At 61.1% G+C, this 22153-nt stretch carries 20 protein-coding genes; 17 read left to right on the forward strand and 3 right to left on the reverse strand.

From position 1 onward, the window contains the following. Positions 1–5: 5 nt before the first annotated feature. The gene (locus CGLAUT_RS01710; RefSeq protein ID WP_290185925.1) at positions 6–1433 is read left to right on the forward strand and encodes a phytoene desaturase family protein; all 1428 of its coding nucleotides are present in this window, start codon (positions 6–8) and stop codon (positions 1431–1433) included. Between the two features lie 122 nt (positions 1434–1555). Further along, positions 1556–2734 (forward strand): choice-of-anchor M domain-containing protein, encoded by a 1179-nt coding sequence (locus tag CGLAUT_RS01715; RefSeq protein WP_290185926.1) that lies wholly within the window; start codon positions 1556–1558, stop codon positions 2732–2734. Between the two features lie 9 nt (positions 2735–2743). On the opposite strand, the gene CGLAUT_RS01720 is transcribed toward CGLAUT_RS01715, so the two are convergent. Continuing rightward, on the reverse strand, positions 2744–3607 hold the full coding sequence (locus tag CGLAUT_RS01720; protein ID WP_290185927.1) for a glycosyltransferase family 2 protein: 864 nt from the start codon (positions 3605–3607) through the stop codon (positions 2744–2746). Positions 3608–4003: 396 nt separating this feature from the next. Here CGLAUT_RS01720 and rplJ point away from each other — a divergent pair, with 396 nt between their 5' ends. The 8 genes from rplJ to CGLAUT_RS01760 all read left to right on the forward strand — a co-directional run bounded on the left by rplJ (position 4004) and on the right by CGLAUT_RS01760 (position 15982). Next, positions 4004–4528 (forward strand): 50S ribosomal protein L10, encoded by a 525-nt coding sequence (gene rplJ / locus CGLAUT_RS01725; RefSeq protein ID WP_290185928.1) that lies wholly within the window; start codon positions 4004–4006, stop codon positions 4526–4528. A 70-nt stretch (positions 4529–4598) separates the two neighbouring features. Beyond that, positions 4599–4994, forward strand: a complete 396-nt coding sequence (gene rplL / locus CGLAUT_RS01730; protein WP_290185929.1) for a 50S ribosomal protein L7/L12 — start codon at positions 4599–4601, stop codon at positions 4992–4994. 120 nt (positions 4995–5114) lie between these two features. Continuing rightward, positions 5115–6044, forward strand: a complete 930-nt coding sequence (gene pgfA / locus CGLAUT_RS01735; RefSeq protein WP_290185930.1) for a cell envelope lipid trafficking protein PgfA — start codon at positions 5115–5117, stop codon at positions 6042–6044. 390 nt (positions 6045–6434) lie between these two features. Continuing rightward, the gene (gene rpoB / locus CGLAUT_RS01740) at positions 6435–9944 is read left to right on the forward strand and encodes a DNA-directed RNA polymerase subunit beta (RefSeq protein WP_290185931.1); all 3510 of its coding nucleotides are present in this window, start codon (positions 6435–6437) and stop codon (positions 9942–9944) included. A gap of 94 nt (positions 9945–10038) precedes the next feature. Beyond that, on the forward strand, positions 10039–14043 hold the full coding sequence (locus tag CGLAUT_RS01745; RefSeq protein ID WP_095659191.1) for a DNA-directed RNA polymerase subunit beta': 4005 nt from the start codon (positions 10039–10041) through the stop codon (positions 14041–14043). A 111-nt stretch (positions 14044–14154) separates the two neighbouring features. After that, entirely contained in the window at positions 14155–14811 is a 657-nt protein-coding gene (locus CGLAUT_RS01750) for a hypothetical protein (protein ID WP_290185934.1), read from the forward strand. Beyond that, the gene (locus CGLAUT_RS01755; RefSeq protein WP_290185935.1) at positions 14808–15323 is read left to right on the forward strand and encodes a hypothetical protein; all 516 of its coding nucleotides are present in this window, start codon (positions 14808–14810) and stop codon (positions 15321–15323) included. The genes CGLAUT_RS01750 and CGLAUT_RS01755 overlap by 4 nt, the downstream gene beginning before the upstream one ends. Next, on the forward strand, positions 15320–15982 hold the full coding sequence (locus CGLAUT_RS01760) for a hypothetical protein (RefSeq protein ID WP_290185936.1): 663 nt from the start codon (positions 15320–15322) through the stop codon (positions 15980–15982). The genes CGLAUT_RS01755 and CGLAUT_RS01760 overlap by 4 nt, the downstream gene beginning before the upstream one ends. Here CGLAUT_RS01760 and CGLAUT_RS01765 read toward each other — a convergent pair. Next, positions 15910–17247 (reverse strand): hypothetical protein, encoded by a 1338-nt coding sequence (locus CGLAUT_RS01765; protein ID WP_290185938.1) that lies wholly within the window; start codon positions 17245–17247, stop codon positions 15910–15912. The genes CGLAUT_RS01760 and CGLAUT_RS01765 overlap by 73 nt on opposite strands. 39 nt (positions 17248–17286) lie before the next feature. After that, positions 17287–17946, reverse strand: a complete 660-nt coding sequence (locus CGLAUT_RS01770; RefSeq protein ID WP_095659195.1) for a DUF1707 SHOCT-like domain-containing protein — start codon at positions 17944–17946, stop codon at positions 17287–17289. Between the two features lie 200 nt (positions 17947–18146). On the opposite strand from CGLAUT_RS01770, the gene CGLAUT_RS01775 reads away from it, so the two are divergent. The 7 genes from CGLAUT_RS01775 (at position 18147) to CGLAUT_RS01805 (ending at position 22152) form a co-directional block, all read left to right on the forward strand. Further along, the gene (locus tag CGLAUT_RS01775; protein WP_290185941.1) at positions 18147–19136 is read left to right on the forward strand and encodes a hypothetical protein; all 990 of its coding nucleotides are present in this window, start codon (positions 18147–18149) and stop codon (positions 19134–19136) included. A gap of 133 nt (positions 19137–19269) precedes the next feature. After that, positions 19270–19767 (forward strand): hypothetical protein, encoded by a 498-nt coding sequence (locus CGLAUT_RS01780; RefSeq protein WP_095659198.1) that lies wholly within the window; start codon positions 19270–19272, stop codon positions 19765–19767. Positions 19768–19806: 39 nt separating this feature from the next. Further along, the gene (locus CGLAUT_RS01785) at positions 19807–20058 is read left to right on the forward strand and encodes a hypothetical protein (RefSeq protein ID WP_290185943.1); all 252 of its coding nucleotides are present in this window, start codon (positions 19807–19809) and stop codon (positions 20056–20058) included. Between the two features lie 227 nt (positions 20059–20285). Further along, entirely contained in the window at positions 20286–20657 is a 372-nt protein-coding gene (locus CGLAUT_RS01790; protein WP_290185945.1) for a DUF1877 family protein, read from the forward strand. Next, positions 20654–21247, forward strand: coding sequence for a hypothetical protein (locus CGLAUT_RS01795; protein WP_095659201.1), 594 nt, complete (start codon positions 20654–20656; stop codon positions 21245–21247). Before CGLAUT_RS01790 ends, CGLAUT_RS01795 begins: the two co-directional genes overlap by 4 nt. A gap of 27 nt (positions 21248–21274) precedes the next feature. Further along, positions 21275–21550 (forward strand): hypothetical protein, encoded by a 276-nt coding sequence (locus CGLAUT_RS01800; protein ID WP_290185947.1) that lies wholly within the window; start codon positions 21275–21277, stop codon positions 21548–21550. Between the two features lie 2 nt (positions 21551–21552). Further along, entirely contained in the window at positions 21553–22152 is a 600-nt protein-coding gene (locus CGLAUT_RS01805; protein ID WP_290185949.1) for a hypothetical protein, read from the forward strand. Position 22153: the final 1 nt, after the last annotated feature.

Genomic DNA, 22153 nt, shown 5'->3' on the forward strand with positions numbered 1-22153 from the left:
GCCCCATGTCACCCCGCGCCGTCGTCGTAGGAGCCGGGCCGAACGGACTCACCGCCGCCGCCCAGCTCGCGGTCAGCGGCTGGAAAGTCGAAGTCATCGAACAGGCCCAGGTGATCGGTGGTGCAGCTTCCACACTTTTGCTTGACGACGCCACCTCCGCCCCAACTAACATCCGCATCGACAGGGGCGCGGCGTGTCACCCGTTCGGCGTGGCGAGCCCCGCATTCCGGGCGCTCGAGCTGGAGCGCTACGGACTGGAATGGCTGCGGGCGCCGTATGAAATGGCGCACCCGCTCGACACCGAGGAGTCCGGGGGAGAGGCCGCGCTGCTCGCCGGAACGCTGGATGAAACCGCGGCGGGTCTCGGGCCGGATGCTGAAGCGTGGGTGCATTTGCACCAACCGGTGACAGAACACATGGACGCCCACCTTGAGAACGTCCTTGCGCCGGTGACGCGTTGGCCCGCCCACCCGTTGCTCATGGCGCAGTTTGGCGCCCGCGGTGTGTTGCCGGCGACCTCGTTGGCCAACCGTGTGTTCCAGACCGAGCGCGCGAAAGCGTTGTTCGCCGGCAGCGCCACGCACGCCATCACGTCACCGGCGAACGCGTTCACTGGCGCCTTCGGCTTGCTCTTCGGCGCCCTTGGGATGACGCGCGGATGGCCCGTTGCCAAAGGTGGTTCGGGTGAGGTGGTCGCGGCGTTGGGACGGGTCGTCGATAAGCATGGCGGCACTGTGCGCACGGGTGAGGAAGTGACGGAGCTGCCGCGCGCTGATGCTGTGATTTTGAACCTGACTCCCGCGCAGGTGCTGCGGCTGGACGGCGTGGAGTTGCCGGCGCGACGGGCGCGTGCGATGCGGCGGTGGCGCTACGGTGCGGGCGTGCACAAGGTGGATTTTGTGCTGGATGCGCCGGTGCCGTGGACGGACCCGCGGGTTGGGCAGGCGGCGACGGTGCATGTGGGCGGAGCGGTTGAGGAGATTGTGCGGGCTGAGGATGAGGTGGCGCGTGGACGGTTGCCGCAGCGACCGTTTGTGATGGTGTGCCAGCAGTTTGCGGCTGATGCGTTCCGGGGGCTGGTGCTGTGGACGTACGCGCACGTGCCGCACGGGTACCGCGAGCGTTTTCCGGGTGAGGTGGCCGAGCGCATTGAAGCGCAGATCGAGCGGTTCGCTCCCGGTTTTCGTGCAGTGGTGCGGCGACGGATTGAAACGAGCCCGGCCGAGCTCGAGGCATGGAACCCGAACCTTGTTGGGGGAGACATTGCGGGTGGTGCGATGCGCGGGGCGCAGACGCTCTTGCGGCAGCCGCACCGGTTGCGGCGGGGGCTATACTTGGCATCCGCATCAACGGTGCCGGGGGCAGGAGTGCACGGGATGCCGGGGTGGTGGGCGGCGGAGGCGGCGCTGCGTGACTTCGGGGGACGCGGGTGATGCCGGGCCGAGTTAGCGTACAACCTGCACGATCGTGAGACGAAGCTTAATTTGTTATAAAGTCGTGCTGAATCTGTTGTATGCTGTGCCGCGTTGCCAGAGCCCCGTGGAAAGGGAAAATCGTGTCTTTGCAGACCACCTTCGTCCGCCCCTCCGTTATCGCAGTCGCCCTCGCCGGATCGCTCGCATTCGCCGGAAGTCCGGTGGCGCATGCGGAGCAGATCGTGCTGGAGAGTGGCCACCTCAACGCCTTCAACGTGACCGCCAAGAACGGGCAGTTGAAGCTTGATATCAAAGAAGACATCACCGCACCGAACGTCGAGCGTCCCGCAGAAGACGTCACCTTGGTTGTGCACAAGGATGCGTACACCGACGCCACGAAGCAGCTTCCACAGGTTGGCAAGAGCGGTTACGTCCTGCCGCAGGGCTACCACCAGGGCATGCTGCGCCCAGGCTGGACCACCCTTATGGCGCGTTGGGACGGGTTCACCGACGTGAAAATCCGCATTGACGAGGTCACCGGCCCGGGTGAGGTCTACATGTTCAGCACCGACGGCAAGGGTGGTTTCAAGGCTGCAGCGGAGGACGGCGACTTCCAGCTCACCCCGGGCAGCGCCATCCACCAGGAGACCCCGGCGCACCTGCACACCCACTGGCTGTTCACCGAGCCGGGCACTTACACCATGAAGGCGACGGCGCTTTCCAACGGTAAGGAATCGAACCAGGCGACCTACACCTGGCAGGTGGGGGAGAAGGCGCATCCGCGTCCGATCATGGATGAGCCGCTCTCGCTGGAGCGCATGCAGTCTCTGGCCGGTGTGAGCGTGCCTGCGTCAACGGCAGTTGACCCGGTTGAGAAGGGCGCGGTGCCGCCGGCGGCAGACGCGGTGGCGCAGGGCGCTGCAGATGTGGCAGCGAAGGACGCCGTAGCAAAGGATGCCACAGCAAAGGACGCCACTCCTGAGGCAGCGAAGCCGGAGACCGCTTCAGGGGAGAGCTCTGCTCCGCAGTTGAGCGCAGCAGTGCGCGGCGAGGAGCTGAGCGCGACGCAGGAGAACCGCGGCCAGCTCAGCGCACGCCCGGAGGACCGCGGCGAGCTCAGCGCGCGTCCAGAAGCGCGCGACGGCTTGAGCGCAGAGTCTTCGTCTGAGGAAAACGGTGCAGGCTCGGCCGATCTTTCGGTGAGTGCAGAGTCCCGACCGGCGCTGACCGGTCTGGCTCTCGTGCTGGCAATCCTTGGCGCGGGTCTGACGTTCCTGCAGTCCGGCGCGCTGAAGGGGATTGCGCTGCCGAAGCTCTAAGCTGGCGGCTTAATTTTCCTGGCCCTGGGCTTTTGCCTGGGCCTGGGCCTGCTCGCGGCGGACCTGACGGCGGCCCGCCCGGCTACCCAGCGCACGCGCGATGCGCTCCGGGGTAATCGGTCCGGAGAACTGCCACTCGGTCTCGCCCTCGCGCTCGAGCGCCTCGCGGAACTCGGGGCTTTCCTCCATGAGCTTGCTCTTGAGCTTCATGGCGGAAGCGCCGTAGCCGCGGTTTTGCTTGTAAATGTCCTTGAGGGTGGAGCGAAGACGGTAGTACACAATGGCGTCTTCGGCGAAGTACGGCTCGTAGCCGGCGATGGTGGCGCGGATGCTGAAGTCCACGTCGTCGTGGGAACCCAGCTTCTCGTCGAAGCCGCCCACGGCTTCCCATACCTCGCGGCGCAGACCGAAGCCGGCGCCGATGACGTAGTGGAATCCGCCATCCCAAACCGGCAGGCCGTTCGCGGTGGGGGATGCCGGCACCGAAGACATGCTGCCCGGATCGTTCACGGCGACGATGTCCAGGTTGCAGCCGATGAACGGGTGTTCCTCAAGGTGCTCGCGAACTCGGTCGAGCCAGTCCGGGGCGACGATGTCGTCGTTGTCGCAAAACGCGAGGAAGTCGTGCTTAGCGTTCTTCACGCCGATGTTGCGGGAAGCGGTCACACCCACGTTGGTCGGGTTCACGATGAGGTTGATGCGCTCATCGTTGTTCACCTGTGCCACGGCTTCCTGCACGGTGCCGTCGCCGGAACCGTCGTCCATCAGCACGATCTCGTCGCCCGGCTTGAGCTGCTCGAGCACTGCACGCAGCTGGTACACCAGAATGGTGCTGCGCTTCCAAGCGCAGATCACCACGGAAATGTTACGCATATCTTACCAACTCCTCACTCTTGGCTTACAATTAATGGTCTCTGTGGCCTGGTCATTATGTTCCATAAGTTGATATCACCGCAACTGGCTCTTCGTCCACTGTCCACGACATGTTGATCGATTTGGAGATGCAGCCCTGGCCGACTAATCTCTTGCCCTGAAGTTTGAACGGGTTGCGCTAGCCGTAGCCTGAGCTCAAGTTTCACCGAAGACCGTCGGTCGCTTCTTTCGTAGAAGCCGAAGGTATCCCGCTCGCGGGATCGACCCACGCAGGAGAAACGTGGCCAACCTTTCATGGGTGCCTCGTGCTTCTGCACGGGGCTTTTTTCGTCGCAAAGCGATTTGAAGCTCCGGGCGGATACAAGAACATGAAGTTATTGGAAGGAGGCGTGTGTCATGGCAAACCCGAAGAACGTTGCTGAGCTTGCAGAGCTCAAGGAGAAGTTCGAAGGCTCGTCCGCTGTGTTCCTCACCGAGTACCGCGGCCTGACCGTGAGCCAGCTGCAAGAGCTGCGCGGTGAGCTCGGATTTGACGTTGAACTGCACGTCGCCAAGAACACCCTTGTGAAGATCGCTGCAAATGAGCAGGGGATCGAGGGTCTCGATGACCTCCTCGTCGGCCCGACCGCCGTCGCCTTTATTAAGGGCGACGCGACCGTGGACGCCGCGAAGGCCATGAAGAAGTTCGCCAAGGACAATGAGCTGTTCATTGTCAAGGGCGGCTACATGGACGGTAACGCTCTCGACGCGGCTCAGGTGGCTGCTGTCGCAGAGATGGACAACCGCGAGACCACCCTGGCCAAGATCGCAGGCGCATTCCAGGGCTCTCTGGCGAAGGCTGCCGGCCTGTTCCAGGCTCCGGCATCCAAGACGGCACGACTCGTTGCCGCGCTGCAGGACAAGCAGGACGAAGCCGCGTAACGGTTTCGACCAGGTACAACTACACACCCCAAATACCGGCCCGCTGTAGGGCCAAAGAAAGGAAGCCACCATGGCTAAGCTCACCAAGGACGAGCTCATTGAGCAGTTCAAGGAAATGACCCTCATCGAGCTCTCCGAGTTCCTGAAGGAATTCGAGGAGGTCTTCGACGTGACTGCTGCTGCTCCGGTCGCAGTTGCAGCTGCAGGCGCTCCGGGCGCTGCTGGCGGCGACGCTGCTCCGGCTGAGGAGAAGGACGAGTTCGACGTCGTTCTCGAGGACGCTGGCGACAAGAAGATCGGCGTTATTAAGGCTGTCCGCGAGCTCGTTCCGGGCCTCGGCCTGAAGGACGCCAAGGAGATGGTCGAGGGCGCACCGAAGGCCATCCTCGAGGGCGCAAACAAGGACGACGCAGAGGCTGCGAAGACCAAGCTGGAAGAGGCTGGCGCAAAGGTCACCCTCAAGTAAGCATTTGCTTCTCGACGACACCCCCGCCCCCGCATTTCAACGCGGCGGCGGGGGTTTCGCGTTCTTCCGGGAAAGCGGGTGAAAACCGTCGCTGAGTCGTCTTGCGGTAGGGTGCCGTACATGCAACAGTCCCGCATTTGGTCAGCGCTGCTTGTCGGTCTCGGCGTCGCGCTGATCGTCGGAGGCCTGGTTGCGCCCCGTTTTCTGCTCGGCGACGGCCGCCTCCCGCTGGATCTCGGCGACGTCACGTGGACCATCGAGGATCCGGATGGCATGCGAGACGGTAAGTCCGCTCCCGTGACGCGTCAGCTCCACCTAGAGATCCGCGACCCCTCCGATGCGGATGTGGCTAGCGTGCGCGTCGGAGACAGCGTTCGCGCCGGCGAGGAGGGGAGTGATTTCGACAACCTGGTCACCGCCTCCACATGGGCGTTTGAAATGGACCGAGTCACTGGTCAAGCTAGCAACCCGGCCCAGGTGCAACTCATCATGGGGATGCCTGCCACCGAGGTGGACATCGAGGGGGTGTGGCTGAAGTTCCCCGCCGATGTGCGCAAAGAAACCTACGACGTTTTCGACACCACGCTGCGCGGCACCGCCCCGGCGGAGTTCATCGCCGAAGAGGAGATCGCTGGTCGTACCATCTACCGCTTCCGCCAGCACATCGCGCCCACCAACATCGCTCAGCGCTACGCCGACCCCCTCAACACCGGAATTGAAGAGGGGCCAGACGGCGAGCAGATTCGCACCTTCCTCTTCCACTCCGCCGAGCGTGAGCTGCTGGTCGATCAGGTCAGCGGTCTCGTCGTTGGCATCGAGGAAAAGGTCGATCAGTATTACGGCGATGCGTCAGGCAAGGGCATCCAGAACATCGTGCTTTACGACGGCACCATGGATCCCGCCCAGGTCGAAGCCCTGGTGCAAGATCTGGGCAACGTCACTTCGGCGGCGCGGTCGAAAACCATCACCTGGATAGCTATTGGTCTCGGTGTGTTGCTCGCAATCGCTGGCCTTATCGGTACCGTCGCCGGAGCGCGACGACGCAGCTAGACAGCCTAATTGAGGGATCTTCCCGCAAACATTTTCGGTGTCGTTGTTGCAATTTGCGGGCGGTGTGCTGGTAGGCTCCCTCCTGCATCGTGAGGACCCCTCGGACGGCATGAAGGTGGCTCACGATGCGGGGGAGGACACGACACGGGGGACGGTCGTCGTGCCCTTTACAAACTTTCGGTTGTGGTATAGAGTCGACCTTTGTGCTGGAAGCCGTCTCCAGTGTGCGCGTGAAACCTTGTACAAGCGGCGTCGAAGATGCCGGTTTGACAAGGTGACTTTGTTGTCTCTGGGGGCGGGTCTTCGAAAGCAGATCAATTGCTAATCTAACCAGCGGAAACACCGCCAGTCTGTATGCCAGAACGGATTGCGTAGGGTGTCCCGCCTTAGGTGCTGGAAGGACCCAACTTGGCAGTCTCAAACCAGACCATGAACCAAAGTCGGTCAGTGGCTGAAATCCCCGGCGCGCCAGAGCGCTACTCGTTCGCCAAAATTGCTGAGCCCGTCACCGTTCCGGGGCTTCTCGATGTGCAGCTTGAATCCTTCGCGTGGCTCGTCGGCACGCCGGAGTGGCGCGAGCGCGAGCAGGAACTGCGCGGGGACGCCGCCCGCGTGACGTCGGGTCTTGAGGACATCCTCGAGGAGATCTCCCCGATCCAGGACTATTCGGGCAACATGAGCCTGACCCTGTCCGAGCCGCGTTTTGAAGACGTGAAGTACTCCATTGAGGAGGCGAAGGACAAGGACATCAACTACTCCGCACCGCTGTACGTCACCGCGGAGTTCATTAACAACGACACTCAGGAGATCAAGTCCCAGACTGTCTTTATCGGCGATTTCCCGCTGATGACGGACAAGGGCACCTTCATCGTCAACGGCACCGAGCGTGTCGTCGTCTCGCAGCTGGTGCGTTCCCCGGGCGTCTACTTCGACGAGACCATCGACAAGTCCACCGAGCGCCCATTGCACTCGGTCAAGGTCATTCCGTCGCGCGGTGCATGGCTGGAGTTTGACGTGGACAAGCGCGACACCGTCGGCGTGCGTATTGACCGCAAGCGTCGTCAGCCGGTGACCGTGCTGCTGAAGGCCCTGGGCTGGACCGCTGAGCAGATCACGGAGCGCTTCGGCTTCTCCGAGATCATGATGACCACCCTCGAGTCTGACGGTGTGGCCAACACCGATGAGGCGCTGCTGGAGATCTACCGCAAGCAGCGTCCGGGCGAGCAGCCGACGCGCGACCTTGCGCAGTCCCTGCTGGAGAACGCCTTCTTCAAGCCGAAGCGTTACGACCTGGCACGAGTTGGCCGCTACAAGGTCAACCGCAAGCTCGGCCTGGGCGGCGACCACGAGGGTCTGATGATCCTCACCGAGGAAGACATCGCCACCACGCTAGAGTACCTGGTGCGCCTGCACGCCGGCGAGGCCGAGATGAAGGCGCCGAACGGCGAGATGATACCGATCAACACCGACGACATCGACCACTTCGGTAACCGTCGTCTGCGCACCGTCGGTGAGCTGATTCAGAACCAGGTTCGCGTTGGCCTGTCCCGCATGGAGCGCGTGGTGCGCGAGCGCATGACCACGCAGGATGCGGAGTCCATCACCCCGACGTCCCTGATCAACGTGCGTCCGGTGTCTGCGGCGATCCGCGAGTTCTTCGGTACCTCGCAGCTGTCGCAGTTCATGGACCAGAACAACTCCCTGTCCGGCCTGACCCACAAACGTCGTCTCTCTGCACTGGGCCCGGGTGGTCTGAGCCGTGAGCGCGCCGGCATCGAGGTGCGCGACGTGCACCCGTCCCACTACGGCCGCATGTGCCCGATTGAGACTCCGGAAGGCCCGAACATTGGCCTGATCGGCGCGCTCGCGTCCTACGCGCGTGTGAACCCGTTCGGTTTCATTGAGACGCCGTACCAGAAGGTAGAAAACGGTAAGCTCACCGACCAGATTGACTACCTCACCGCCGACGAGGAAGACCGCTACGCCATCGCGCAGGCGGCGACCCCGATGGACAAGGACGGCAACCTGGAGGGCGACCGCATTGAGGTGCGCCTGAAGGACGGCGACATCGGCGTTGTCGGTCCGCAGGGCGTCAACTACCTCGACATTTCCCCGCGCCAGATGGTGTCCGTGGCAACGGCAATGATTCCGTTCCTCGAGCACGACGACGCTAACCGTGCTCTGATGGGTGCGAACATGCAGAAGCAGGCTGTGCCGCTGCTGCGTTCTGAGGCTGCCTACGTTGCTACCGGTATGGAGCAGCGCGCTGCCTACGACGCAGGCGACACCGTCATCTCCGCGCTCTCCGGCGTGGTTGAGACCGTCACCGGTGACTACATCACCGTCATGGGCGACGAGGGCACGCGCGAGACCTACATGCTGCGCACCTTCGAGCGCACCAACCAGGGCACCTGCTACAACCAGACCCCGATTGTGAACCAGGGCGACCGCGTCGAGGCCGGCCAGGTCATCGCGGACGGCCCGGGCACCAAGAACGGCGAGATGGCTCTCGGCCGCAACCTGCTCGTTGCATTTATGCCGTGGGAAGGCCACAACTACGAGGACGCGATCATCCTCAACCAGCGCGTGGTGGAGGAGGACATCCTCACCTCCGTGCACATCGAGGAGCACGAGATCGATGCCCGCGACACCAAGCTCGGTGCCGAGGAGATCACCCGTGAGATCCCGAACGTGTCCGAGGACGTGCTCAAGGACCTCGACGAGCGCGGCATCATCCGCATCGGTGCGGACGTGCGCGACGGCGACATCCTGGTGGGCAAGGTCACCCCGAAGGGTGAGACCGAGCTGACCCCGGAGGAGCGCCTGCTGCGCGCCATCTTCGGCGAGAAGGCCCGCGAGGTGCGCGACACCTCCCTGAAGGTGCCCCACGGTGAGACCGGCAAGGTCATTGCAGTGCGTCGCTTCAGCCGCGAAGACGACGACGATCTGAGCCCGGGCGTCAACGAGATGATCCGTGTCTACGTCGCCCAGAAGCGCAAGATCCAGGACGGCGACAAGATGGCCGGCCGCCACGGCAACAAGGGTGTCGTCGGCAAGATCCTGCCGCAGGAGGACATGCCGTTCATGGCGGACGGCACCCCGGTGGACATCATCTTGAACACGCACGGTGTGCCGCGTCGTATGAACATCGGCCAGGTCCTCGAGGTTCACCTCGGCTGGCTGGCCAAGGCCGGCTGGACCGTGAACCCGGACGACCCGAAGAACGCGAAGCTTTTGGAGACCTTGCCGGAGCACCTCTACGACGTGCCGGCTGAGTCGCTGACCGCAACCCCGGTGTTCGACGGCGCGACCAACGACGAGATCGCCGGCCTGCTGGCGAACACGAAGCCGAACCGCGACGGCGACGTCATGGTGGATGGCAACGGCAAAACCGTGCTCTTCGACGGCCGCTCTGGCGAGCCGTACAAGTACCCGATCTCCATCGGCTACATGTACATGCTCAAGCTGCACCACTTGGTGGATGAGAAGATCCACGCACGTTCCACCGGCCCGTACTCCATGATTACCCAGCAGCCGCTGGGCGGTAAGGCCCAGTTCGGTGGCCAGCGCTTCGGTGAGATGGAGGTGTGGGCGATGCAGGCATACGGCGCTGCCTACACCCTGCAGGAGCTGCTGACCATCAAGTCGGATGACGTGGTGGGCCGCGTGAAGGTCTACGAGGCCATCGTCAAGGGCGACAACATCCCGGATCCGGGCATTCCGGAGTCCTTCAAGGTGTTGCTCAAGGAGCTGCAGTCGCTCTGCCTGAACGTGGAGGTCCTCTCCACCGACGGCACCCCGATGGAGCTCGACGGCGACGACGATGAATTTGATCAGGCAGGTTCTTCCCTGGGCATCAACCTCTCGCGCGATGAGGGCTCGGCGGCGGACACTGCATAAGCGCTAGGCAAAGGGTCGTCGACAAGCACAAAGTGCTTATCGACGGTTCCTTTACAACGAACTTGAACAAAAACTACTGAAAAGGAACCTTTACGTGTTTGACGTAAACCTCTTCGACGAGCTTCGCATTGGCCTGGCCACCGCCGACGACATTCGTCGTTGGTCCCACGGCGAAGTGAAAAAGCCGGAGACCATTAACTACCGCACCCTGAAGCCCGAGAAGGACGGCCTGTTCTGCGAGCGCATCTTCGGCCCGACCCGCGACTGGGAGTGCGCCTGCGGCAAGTACAAGCGCGTGCGCTACAAGGGCATCATCTGCGAGCGCTGTGGCGTTGAGGTGACCAAGTCCAAGGTGCGTCGTGAGCGCATGGGCCACATCGAGCTTGCCGCTCCGGTGACCCACATCTGGTACTTCAAGGGTGTGCCGAGCCGCCTGGGCTACCTGCTTGACCTGGCGCCGAAGGATCTCGAGCGCATCATCTACTTCGCCGCGAACATCATCACCTCCGTGGATGACGAAGCGCGCCACAACGATCTGTCGACCCTCGAGGCCGAAATGATCGTGGAGAAGAAGGAAGTCGAGGCGGACGCCAACGCCGAGATCGCCGACCGTGCGCAGAAGCTCGAGGAAGACCTCGCTGAGCTGGAGTCCGCCGGCGCGACTGCGGCTGCCCGCAAGAAGGTGCAGAACGCTGCCGACAAGGAGATGCAGCACATCCGCGAGGCTGGCGAGCGCGAAGTGGAGCGTCTGGACGAGATCTGGACCACCTTTACCAAGCTCGCCCCGAAGCAGATGATCATCGACGAGAACCTCTACGAGGAACTGGTCGACCGCTACGAGGACTACTTCACCGGCGGCATGGGCGCTGAGGCAATCCAGACCCTGATCCGCAACTTCGACCTCGATGCTGAGGCTGAGGAGCTGCGCGGCATCATCGCCGAGGGCAAGGGCCAGAAGAAGGTCCGCGCTCTGAAGCGCCTGAAGGTTGTCGCTGCGTTCCAGCGCTCCGGCAACGACCCGGCCGGCATGATCCTGGACGCGATCCCGGTGATCCCGCCGGAGCTGCGCCCGATGGTGCAGCTCGACGGTGGCCGCTTCGCCACCTCGGACCTGAACGACCTGTACCGCCGCGTGATCAACCGCAACAACCGCCTCAAGCGCATGATCGACCTCGGCGCGCCCGAGATCATCGTGAACAACGAGAAGCGCATGCTGCAGGAATCCGTCGACGCGCTGTTTGACAACGGCCGCCGCGGACGCCCAGTCACCGGCCCGGGCAACCGTCCGCTGAAGTCCCTGTCCGACCTGCTCAAGGGTAAGCAGGGCCGCTTCCGCCAGAACCTGCTGGGTAAGCGCGTGGACTACTCCGGTCGTTCCGTGATTATCGTTGGTCCGCAGCTCAAGCTGCACGAGTGCGGTCTGCCGAAGCTGATGGCTCTCGAGCTGTTCAAGCCGTTCGTGATGAAACGCCTGGTGGATCACGACTACGCGCAGAACATCAAGAGCGCGAAGCGCAAGGTGGAGCGTCAGCACCCTGAGGTGTGGGACGTGCTTGAAGAGGCGATTGCAGAGCACCCGGTGCTGCTCAACCGCGCACCGACGCTGCACCGCCTGGGTATTCAGGCCTTCGAGCCGAAGCTGGTCGAGGGTAAGGCTATCCAGCTGCACCCGCTGGCATGTGAGGCGTTCAACGCCGACTTCGACGGTGACCAGATGGCTGTTCACCTGCCGCTGTCCGCCGAGGCGCAGGCTGAGGCCCGCATCCTCATGCTGTCTTCCAACAACATCCTGTCCCCGGCGTCCGGCAAGCCGCTGGCAATGCCGCGCCTGGATATGGTGACTGGCCTGTACTTCCTGACCATGCTGAAGTCTGAGGGCGAGATCGGTGGTGAAGGCGGCTACGCTCCGGCTGACGAGAACGGCCCGGCACGTGGCGTGTACTCGTCGTACCGTGAGGCCATCATGGCTTACGACCGCGGTGTGCTTGGCCTGCAGGCACCGATCAAGGTGCGCATCGACCACCTGCGTCCGACGCCGGAGATCGAGGCTGAGCAGTTCGCCGACGGTTGGGAGAAGGGTCAGCCGTGGATGATGGAGACCACCCTGGGTCGCATCATGTTCAACGAGCTGCTGCCGTTCAACTTCCCGTACCAGGAAGGCGCGATGGTGCGTAAGGGCGGCGGCTCCGGCAAGGTGCTGCTCGGCGACATCATCCAGTCCATGGTGGAGAAGTACCCGATGATCACCGTGGCTCAGGTGCTGGACAAGATGAAGGACGCCGGTTTCTACTGGGCGACCCGTTCCGGCATCACCATCTCCATGTCCGACGTGCTCGTGCTTCCGAACAAGGAAGAGGTGCTCGAGGAGTACGAGCGCGAGGCTGAAGAGATCGAGCGCAAGTTCTGGGAAAAGGGTGCGCTGACCGAGGAGAACCGCTACGACCGTCTGGTCGAGCTGTGGCAGGACGCCACCAACAAGGTGGGTCAGGCCGTGGAGGATCTCTACCCGGACGACAACCCGATTCCAATGATCGTGAAGTCCGGTGCGGCCGGTAACATGCGCCAGATCTGGACCCTGGCGGGCATGAAGGGCATGGTCGTGAACTCGCGTGGTGAGTACATCACCCGCCCGATCAAGACCTCCTTCCGCGAGGGCTTGACCGTGATGGAGTACTTCAACAACTCCCACGGTTCCCGTAAGGGCCTGGCCGATACCGCGCTGCGTACCGCAGACTCTGGATACCTCACCCGTCGTCTGGTGGACGTGGCGCAGGACGTCATCGTCCGCGAAGAGGACTGTGGCACCCACCAGGGTGTCAAGGTTCCGGTGGCAACGGCTGCAGGTGCCGACGGCCGCTTCGTGCGCCACGACCTCGTCGAGACTTCCGTCTCCGGCCGCGTGCTCGCAGCCGACGCAAAGGATGCTGAGGGCAACGTGGTGCTGGCGGCTGACACGGAGCTCTCCGAGGAGCGTATCGACGCCCTCGTTGCAGCCGGTGTCACTGAGGTCAAGGTCCGCTCGGTGTTGACCTGCCAGACCCCGACCGGTGTTTGCGCGAAGTGCTACGGCAAGTCCATGGCTTCCGGCCAGCTGGTGGACATCGGCGAGGCCGTGGGCATCGTCGCCGCCCAGTCGATTGGCGAGCCGGGTACGCAGCTGACCATGCGTACCTTCCACCAGGGTGGTGTCGGCGGCGACATTACCGGTGGTCTGCCGCGTGTTCAGGAGCTGTTCGAGGCCCGCGTGCCGAAGAACCGCGCCCCGATCGCGTCGGTGGCTGGCACCATCTCGCTCGAGGACGAAGGCAACTTCTGGACGCTTACCATCCACCCGGACGACGACTCCGACGACGTGGTCTACGAGAAGCTGTCGAAGCGCCAGGGCCTTGCTCAGGTGCGCCGCCCGATGGAGTCCAACCCGGATGCCATGATCGAGCGTTCGCTACGCGAAGGCGACCGTGTTGAGGTGGGTGAGCGCCTCATGCGCGGTGCCGCTGACCCGCACGACGTGCTCGAGGTTCTCGGCCGCCGCGGTGTGGAAAAGCACCTGATCAACGAGGTGCAGGCTGTGTACCGCACCCAGGGTGTGTCCATCCACGACAAGCACATCGAGATCATCATCCGCCAGATGCTGCGTCGCGGTACCGTCATCGACTCCGGTTCTACCGAGTTCCTGCCGGGTACCCTGGTCGACCTCGCCGAGGCACGCCAGGTCAATGCCGCAGCGGTGGCCGACGGCGGCGAGCCTGCCGAGATGCGCTCCGAGATCATGGGTATCACCAAGGCCTCGCTTGCCACCGAGTCCTGGCTGTCCGCGGCCTCGTTCCAGGAGACCACCCGCGTGCTTACCGATGCCGCGATCAACAAGCGCTCCGACAAGCTCATCGGCCTGAAGGAGAACGTGATCATCGGTAAGCTGATCCCGGCTGGTACGGGTATCTCCCGCTACCGAAACATCCAGGTCAAGCCGACCGAGGCGGCTCGCTCCGCGGCATACTCGATCCCGAGCTTCGGCGATTCGATCTACGGCGACGAGGGTTACGGCGAGTTCACCGGCGCCTCCGTCCGCCTCGACGAGTACGGCTTTGAGCAGATGTAGCGCACAGTAGGCGCGTCGCGTTGTAGCCCGGCCCCAATTCATTGTGGGGCCGGGCTTTTTGCATACGATTTTGCCTATTCGGGCACGTATAAATCTGCTTGAATATGAATTGTGGGCACAAAACCCTCCAAGCATGCTGCGCAGAACCGGCGGCCAGTGAGCGATTTCGTGGTGTCAGTCGCCGGCGATTTAGCCACCCGCACGAACGCAACAATCGTCGCGTTGCTCGCCCTGGTGGGTATCACCGGCCTCGCGGGCGGGTTCGAAGCCGCGGAACCGGAGGGATTTGTCACCGTCTCGGCGCCCCTTGGTGAAAACCCACTCGAACCGCCCGTGGAGCTCGAAGTCGAGCCGTTTGAAATCACAATCCGCCGGGCCTACGAAAAGGATGGTGCCCGGGTCGTAGAAATGCAGGTGACAAACACCGCGTCACGTCCACTTTCCCCAACCGACTTCATGCTCGGGTTTGCACTGAAGAATTCTGGCCTTCCCGAGGATCAGCAGCCGGATTTCGATGAGGCTTTCCATCGCCTGAAGGAGATCGGGGAAGTGCCGGAAGACATGTTCGGTGATCAATTTTCGCTCAACCCTGCAGTGCCCATGGATCTGGCAATGATTTTCAGCGACCCGTACGATGGCACAGCCAACGGCCAGGCGTTAGAGGCTGACATCCTCTATATCCGGTCGCGCGAATATCGGACTTCCATTCTCGACGGCACGAAGCGGTGGCTCGACGGGGAGACCACCGCGGAGGTGAAGTTGAAGTGAGTCCGAATCCTAATACCACGGTAACTCGCAGGATCTGGCCGATCGTCGTCTCGCTTGCGTTGCTGAGTTTCGGCGTGATCCTTCGGGATCAGCTGCCTACACCCGAGGACCTGGCGTACGAGACGTTCAATTACGACGAAAGCGCACCGCTGCTCGGCGAAATCAGCAATGTCCGCGTCACCACCGGCGAGACTCTAGGCGGGGTGAGTACCTACGCTTCGTGGGTGGTCATCGACTACCACTTCATCCCCGATTCGTTGGGCTCACCGGATGCTCGACTAGTTACTACAGACGGAACCATTTACGACGAGCTGCCTGTCACGGCCTGCCCTTCGGTGTACCCGGGCCTGAAAGTTGAATGCACGCTGGCATTTGAGATGCCGCTGGAAAAGCTTCCCGGCGCCGAGGTGTACTTCAGCCCGGAGGACACTTCGATGGCACCGCGAATCGTCGTTCCGCTCCAGAACCCGGTAGCAACCCACGATATCGTGAGGGAAAGGTTCGAGCTGTGAGAAAAATTTGGTGGGCGACAGCGCCTCTTGCTGCGGGCCTGATGCTGGCGGCGTCGTCGCAACCTTATTTCAGCCTGTACCGGCCTTGGGCACTTACCAAAGAACATGTGGTTGCGGCAGAGGGCGGGCACTTCAGCTTGCCGGTTGGGGAGTGGGGCCTTCAGGATACCCAGGCCACAACTGACCTTGCGCACGAGGCTGAAATCAAGATCCTCGGCTTCCAAGAGATGGTGCACAACGAGCAGATCGGCATCTATCCACCCGACGGGTTCACCACCTGGTTGGTCCTCATGGAGTGGAACGCGCCCTCCGATTCACTACTTTCGCGGTGCGGGATGTGGTTCACGGGTTCCGACGGCAAAGATTATCCCCGAAGCGATTTCGTCTTCTCAAGCGACGTGGATGAAAACCTGCAAGCCCGAGAAAGCTGCACACCACCCAGAGCAGGCGGGCCGAAGCAAGACTGGGACACCGGCGAGGTGACCACGGAAGAACCGAGGCCGGAGCAGTGGAGGAAGCTCGCCCCGATTGCAATGCCCAATGGAGTGCGACCGACAGAGTTGCACTTTTTATGGCTCAAACCGCATTACGTGACGATCGTGCTTCCCGAGCCGGCAGAGTTCATCGATGAATCCTCGGACGGTGCAGCAGGGGAGTAGGAGTGGCGCAAGAAGAAGTCGAGCGCTGAGGCGATCAAACAAACCACTACCAGCAGATAGGCTGCGCGAGCAACGATGAGGATGTAGGCGCCTAGCGGGTACCCAAGCTGCGGATCCTGCGGACCAAGCATGGCCCGACCAAGTTCGACAACACCGAGCTCCACAACTGTTGACAGCATGAACACCAGGCAGAAGATGGTCATCGGGATTAGCCCTGCCCGTGAGAGGGTCTTCAGCCCTTTCCACGTGGTCTTGAGGGGGCCGGCGACCGGCTTTACCGCCTCGTCGACAGCGTACTTGGCCTCGTGTTCCGCGGCACTCTTGAGACGTGTGCGCACCCGTGAGTCAGATGGCTCGTCCGCAGCTTCTGCAGCTTCTGCTGCTTTGTCCTTCACCTCTTTTGCCACTAGGGAAGTGCCGAAGACCACTGCGCCCAGTGTCAGCCATGCGATTGGGACGGTGACGAGTTGGTTGAGCGCGGGCAGCTTTGCCGCCAACCATGCCCACGCGTCCCCCAAGGGGCCGAACGAATCCCCGATGCTCGTTTTGATCTCAAGAAACTTCCGGTAGATCGGCGCCAGACTTTGCCTAGTGAGTGCCCAATCCTGCACAGCAGCCAAGCGGTTGGTGAGAAACACCGAGACAGTGGTCATCCACAGCACTTCCAGGTAGGCCGAAAGGTAGGTAAAGCCGAGGCCACGTTCCGTGAGGGTGAAGTAACCGATGATTTTCCGCAGCACAATCGTGCCAACGATGAGTGCTATGAGTGCGCCAGTGCTGTGCACAAACGCGCGGTAGAAATCCGCGTCGAAGTAATGGTTTTGGTACTCGTCGAAGGTCGCTGCTCGTCGAAAAGCATCGAGGTCTTCATTGAGCATGCCGTGCGTGGCGTAGACGGTGAGGAATGAAATCAACATGCCCCCTGCTGAAAGCAAACGCGTGCGTGCCGACGTCTCACTGAGCTCGGGGAAAGTTGCGGAAAGGAAAGGCAGCGACGGGCGCAGTACCCAGAGACAAAAGACCAGCGACAGCATGACGCTCAGGGGTGCGAGAGACATGATCAAGCTCGCTGCGAAACTGCTGTAATCGGACACCCACGTGGCCAGCCAAATCACTGCTTGGCGCCCGGCGAGCCCCAGGCAAACCAGAGTGACAAGCTGCGGTAGATGCCTGATGAGAAGACCCGCTGCCCGGAAGGGGATAATCGCTGATTCGGTAGCTATGTCTCGCAGCGTGCGCGATGCCGCATAAACGCGAGTGCTCATGTGACCAGTGTAAATGAGGTGAGAACGGCGCGCGCGTGCTTATAGCTCCGCGTTGCGCGCAGCGCGCCGAATTTCTACCCCGCCCATTAACGCCATGCCGCGCACGCGGATCACCGGTGCGTCGGCTGGAAGCTGATCCATCCTCACAGTGCAAGAGCGATCATTTCTGATTCCAAACCCACCCATAATGCCAATGCCGCCGTCGACGACCCGGACATCCTCAGGGACGATGATCTCGATGCCACCCATGCACGCGAAGGCGTTGATCACGGTTTCCGCTGAGGAAAGCCGCGCGTGACGCAAGTCGAGGAGATTGGCGCCCATGAGCGTCAGCGAGGTGTGCGTCGGCGCAACGTGCCAGTCTCCACGCCGGTCGATCCCGCCCATCATTGAAATCGACGTACCCGAACCACCTGATTCCCCGGTGACGTAAGACAGGGCATCTGATCGCGGCCGCGTTACCGCGACGGACGCTGAGTGCGCGACGGGGGACACAGGGGACACGGGGGCCACAGGGGAGAGGTCTGCGGTCAACGTAGCAAGCTCATCGGAGTACACCGCCGCCCACGCTTCGCGCGTGCGCTCGTCAAACTCGTTGAGGGAAAGTTGACCATCCGAAAATGCGTCATGGAGGATTGCGGCAACGTGTTGGCGATCGGCGTTGCCTGCGCGTTTACGGGGGAGGTTCGCGTCGCTCATAAGGCAGATCTTACGGGTAGCGGCACTTTGCTGCCGTCTGGGAAAATGCGGCATTTTGGTCCAGGATTCGCGGCACCATCGTTGCCACACCGCTCGCGAGAATCTCGCCACTCGCAGACTCGCTGAGCTATTTCGATCTCATCGACACGCCTCGCCCGGACAAGGCTCGTCACAAGTAAACGAGGGGGAAAGACTAATCCATGCCGTATTTCATGCAGTTCGATCCGTCGATGAAGGCGATCCGGCCAACTGATAACACGAGGCTGCGTATGCCCACCCACAACGGTGACATCGAAGCCCACATCTACTACACAAAGTTTCAACAAATTGGCCCACCTCTTGTCGCAGTGCCAGCCACGGACGACAACTTCCGAGTACTCGGTCTTGACCCCGCAACTCACACTGAAACCAGCCGGTGGATCGTGCCCCCGTTCCCACTGTTGAGCATCGCATTCCAAAAAGGCGGGCCGTTTATCCGCGACGGAAAGCTCTCCGACGACTGGCCCGGTTTCACACGTGAGGAAACCGCCATCGTTTCAGGCGACTACCGCCCCGGCGTGCCCGGGTTCGTAGCCCGAGAACTGGACTACCCGCTCGATGTCGCAGAAGTGGACACCACCGACTGGCCTATTGAGATGTGGGTGGGTGGTAGCGCCGTCCGCGAAGCAGAACCCGAAGAACGCAACTACCAACTCGTTCCCTGGGCATATTTCCCGCTAGGCTACCTTGACTTGTGGTTGGAGCAGTACCGCTGTTTCCACCTCGGGCTCGACATCCCGACCAAACTCAGCCCTCCAGACACCGACATCGACTCCGACCGCGATGAGCACACCACCGACTCCGGTATGAAAACAACCGTCGTCTCCCTTGATGAATCTGCCGGCGACGATGCCGGAAAGCACACCATGTACGCCCAAGTCCTCGTCGACAGCGACATCGATAAAGCAGTCGCGGCGACGCAGTACTACGCCCACGGCTACTTCCTCGAAGGCGTTCTGAAGTACTGGCAGACCACCAACCAGGTCGACCCGGAGCTCGAACTTGACCCCGAAGGCGACGGCATCGGCATCACCGGCCAACCCGACCACGTCCGCACCGTCCGCGAAAAACTCAACAGCCTGCCCACCACAGCCGAGGATATGCAGGCCCTCGTCGACGACATCGAAGCAGCCGGCATCTACCTCGACTAAAAACACCTGAGCTCCGGGATTTCCAAGAATGTGAGGACTTCTATCATGCCGGATGATTACGAATCCATCCTTCTCGCCGAGCGACAATTGGACGGCACGGGCGAGCAGATAGCAGCGGCCAAGGCCCTGGTGTATGAAGCAAGCTGTCTGGTATACCCCGGTGGGACGCTCCACTTTGAATTACTTAAGCGGGTTCAAAATCGGGGCCACGAAAGAAGAACGAGCCCAACTCATCGAGATTTTGCGCCCATACGCCGAACGCAGTTTTGCCGATCCCCGGGCACGCCGCATTTTCATGTATCTAAGTGAAAGCGGCCTAGTTGATGACCTTGACCTCTCCTTCCCCGTCGACGAGATCGAGCTTCTGAAGGACATACCGCTGGCTCGCGGAGTGATCTCCTACGACACCACGCTTGTTATTCACGGTATGTCTTCGAAAAATCTAGAACAGGTGGAACGATTTCTGCGGATTGAATCTCCGCGCCTGGTCGACTTCCAAGTACCGACAATAGAGGAAGGCACGCGCAAAAAGTTCTTCCGCCAAGCACCTGAGCTGCGGTGGCTAAAGGAATCTCGATTCCGCGGACTTGACAAAAGAACAGATAAGATCCTGGACCGAATGGGCTCATGACAGCAAATGGACACTCGCGCAGTGAAGTCTTCAACTAGAGTGACATTGCAATTCGCCGCCGCAGCCAAATCTATCGAGCATGAGATCGTTGCATGCATCCGTCCAGATATTGCTGGCACCTTCTCTATCGGAGCCGACCTCGCCAACGCGGTCAACGCCCATGCGACAGACGATGAAAAGAATCGCATTATTGAGGCGTTGCGTCCCCGCGCCGACCCAGCATTAGACGACGGGCGGGCAGACCACCACCGAGAGTTCCTCCGCGTACTTGGCGTCACCGACTTCGTGTAACCACACCCCAAAAGATCGCGGGCGGAAAACGCCTTCCGGGCCCATTGCCCGCATTACCATCGGTGAAGGGGTGCTGTGGGTCGTTTCTTACGCGTCCGCGTCGCTGACTGCGAATCGATCAATTAGGGGGAAGCAATCGTGGAGAGCGTTGGCGGGGCACCAGTGCCACTCGACCCTACAAGCACGCCTTGAATTACGCCGATCTGAAGAAAGGTACTTTTGGCTCCATGATCATCCCAGTTTACATCTCTATGCCTGCTGCCGACTATCCCCAGTTCATCGCCAGCGATGAAGAAACGCGGATAGATACGTTGGACGAGCGGGATTACCCATCGGACGACATTGACAAAAGGTATATCGGCACCCACGAACTCCTCGTTGAAATCCTCGACGCCGATACTGCGCACGCCATCGTCTACGGAACACACATGCTTGACGACGAGATGTATCACAACTCACCCGAAGACGTCGCACGCCTGGCGGAAATCCTTAACAACATCGACCATGACCAGATTGAAGATTCGCTGTCGATCTTCGAGCTCACGGACATCTACACCGATGCCCACAGCCGAGGAGATGCAATCATCACCACCCTATGACTGCTCGAAACATTGACCCGCTCGAGCGGCGCCAGATCGATTCCACTGGAGAAAACGGCGCGGCAGCGAGTTCGCTTCTGTACGAGGCTATCCGGAAAGTTCGTCCCGATCTTGTCGGTGAGTTAGCTTTCAACGTCTCCTACACGGCCATTTTCAAAGCTGAAGCATCAGAGGAGGAGGTCGCCGCAGTGGACGCACTTCTCCGGCCGTACGCGGAGCGATCCTTTGCCGACCCGCGCGCACGCTACATCACGTGGTATCTCATCGCGATCGGGATCACAGACCTTGATGTCGCGTCCCATATTGCAGACGACATGGAATTGCTGCAGAACGTTCCCGGGGCACGGAGGGCGCTCAATGACGATGCAGACCTAATGTCAAAAGTTGCGTCACCTGACAATATTCAACACATCGATCGTGTCTTGCGCCTCGACGGTGAGCATGTGCGCGACGCTCAGTTGTTGATTCTTGTAGACATGGTCGGCAAGAAATTCTTCCGTCAGGCACCCGAGCTTCAGTGGATCAAAAATTCTCACTTTAGAGGGGAGCATCCCCGAATGGACAAAGCCCTCGACCGAATGGGCACATAGGCAGCGACAACACTCAAGGACAACAAAGTGGCAAACCCTCGGACAATTCGCCTCAAATTTGACGCGGCAGCAAAATCCATTGAGCACGAAATCGTCGCGTGCATCCGCCCGGACATAGCCGGTGATTTCTCGGTGCACAATGATCTGGCCGCGGCTGTCAATGCGCAAGCGACAGAGGATGAGAAGCAGCAGATCGTCGACAAGCTTTTGCCCCGTGTTAACCGCTCCGCTGAGGATGTGCGGATCGACCACCACCGTGAATTCCTCCGCAAACTTGGCGTGACCGACTTCGGAGGGAGATAGTGGTGACAAACGTAGATGGGGCTGCGCTGTTGGCGATGCGTTCGATGGAGAGAATGAGGGAATACAACGCAGCAGTAGACTCGATCCTGTTTGAAGTGGGATGTGCGGTACGTCCGTGGTTTGCGGCACACGGATTTGAGACCTCCTCCGTTGCCTATTTCGAAACGTTTATTGGTGTCATCCCGGAAGAAGATGCCCGGTTCGTCGAAACCTTGCGGCCATTCGCTGAGCGCAGCTTCGCTGATCCCCGGGCGCGGCTTATCTTCGGGCACCTCGCGGAAAGTCGCCTCGTTGACGATCTGGATATTTCCTATCCAGTGGACGAGATCGAACTGCTCAAAGACTATCCTGCTGCCTTTCGGAATCTCAGCCACGATGCTTTTCTCGTACTGAATGCGATGTCGCCTAAGAACATTGACCAGGTCGATCGGTTCTTCCGCATCGAATCCTCCAGCATTGAAAACTTCCAATTGGGAATTATCCGGCAGGGTGTGAAGAAGAAATTCTTCCGCCAGGCGCCGGAGCTGCAATGGTTAAAAGAATCTCGCTTCCGTGGTTTAAACAGGGCCATAGATAGCGCACTCGACCGAATGGGAATGTGAC

This window comes from Corynebacterium glaucum, assembly GCF_030408855.1.
Lineage (GTDB): Bacteria > Actinomycetota > Actinomycetes > Mycobacteriales > Mycobacteriaceae > Corynebacterium > Corynebacterium glaucum.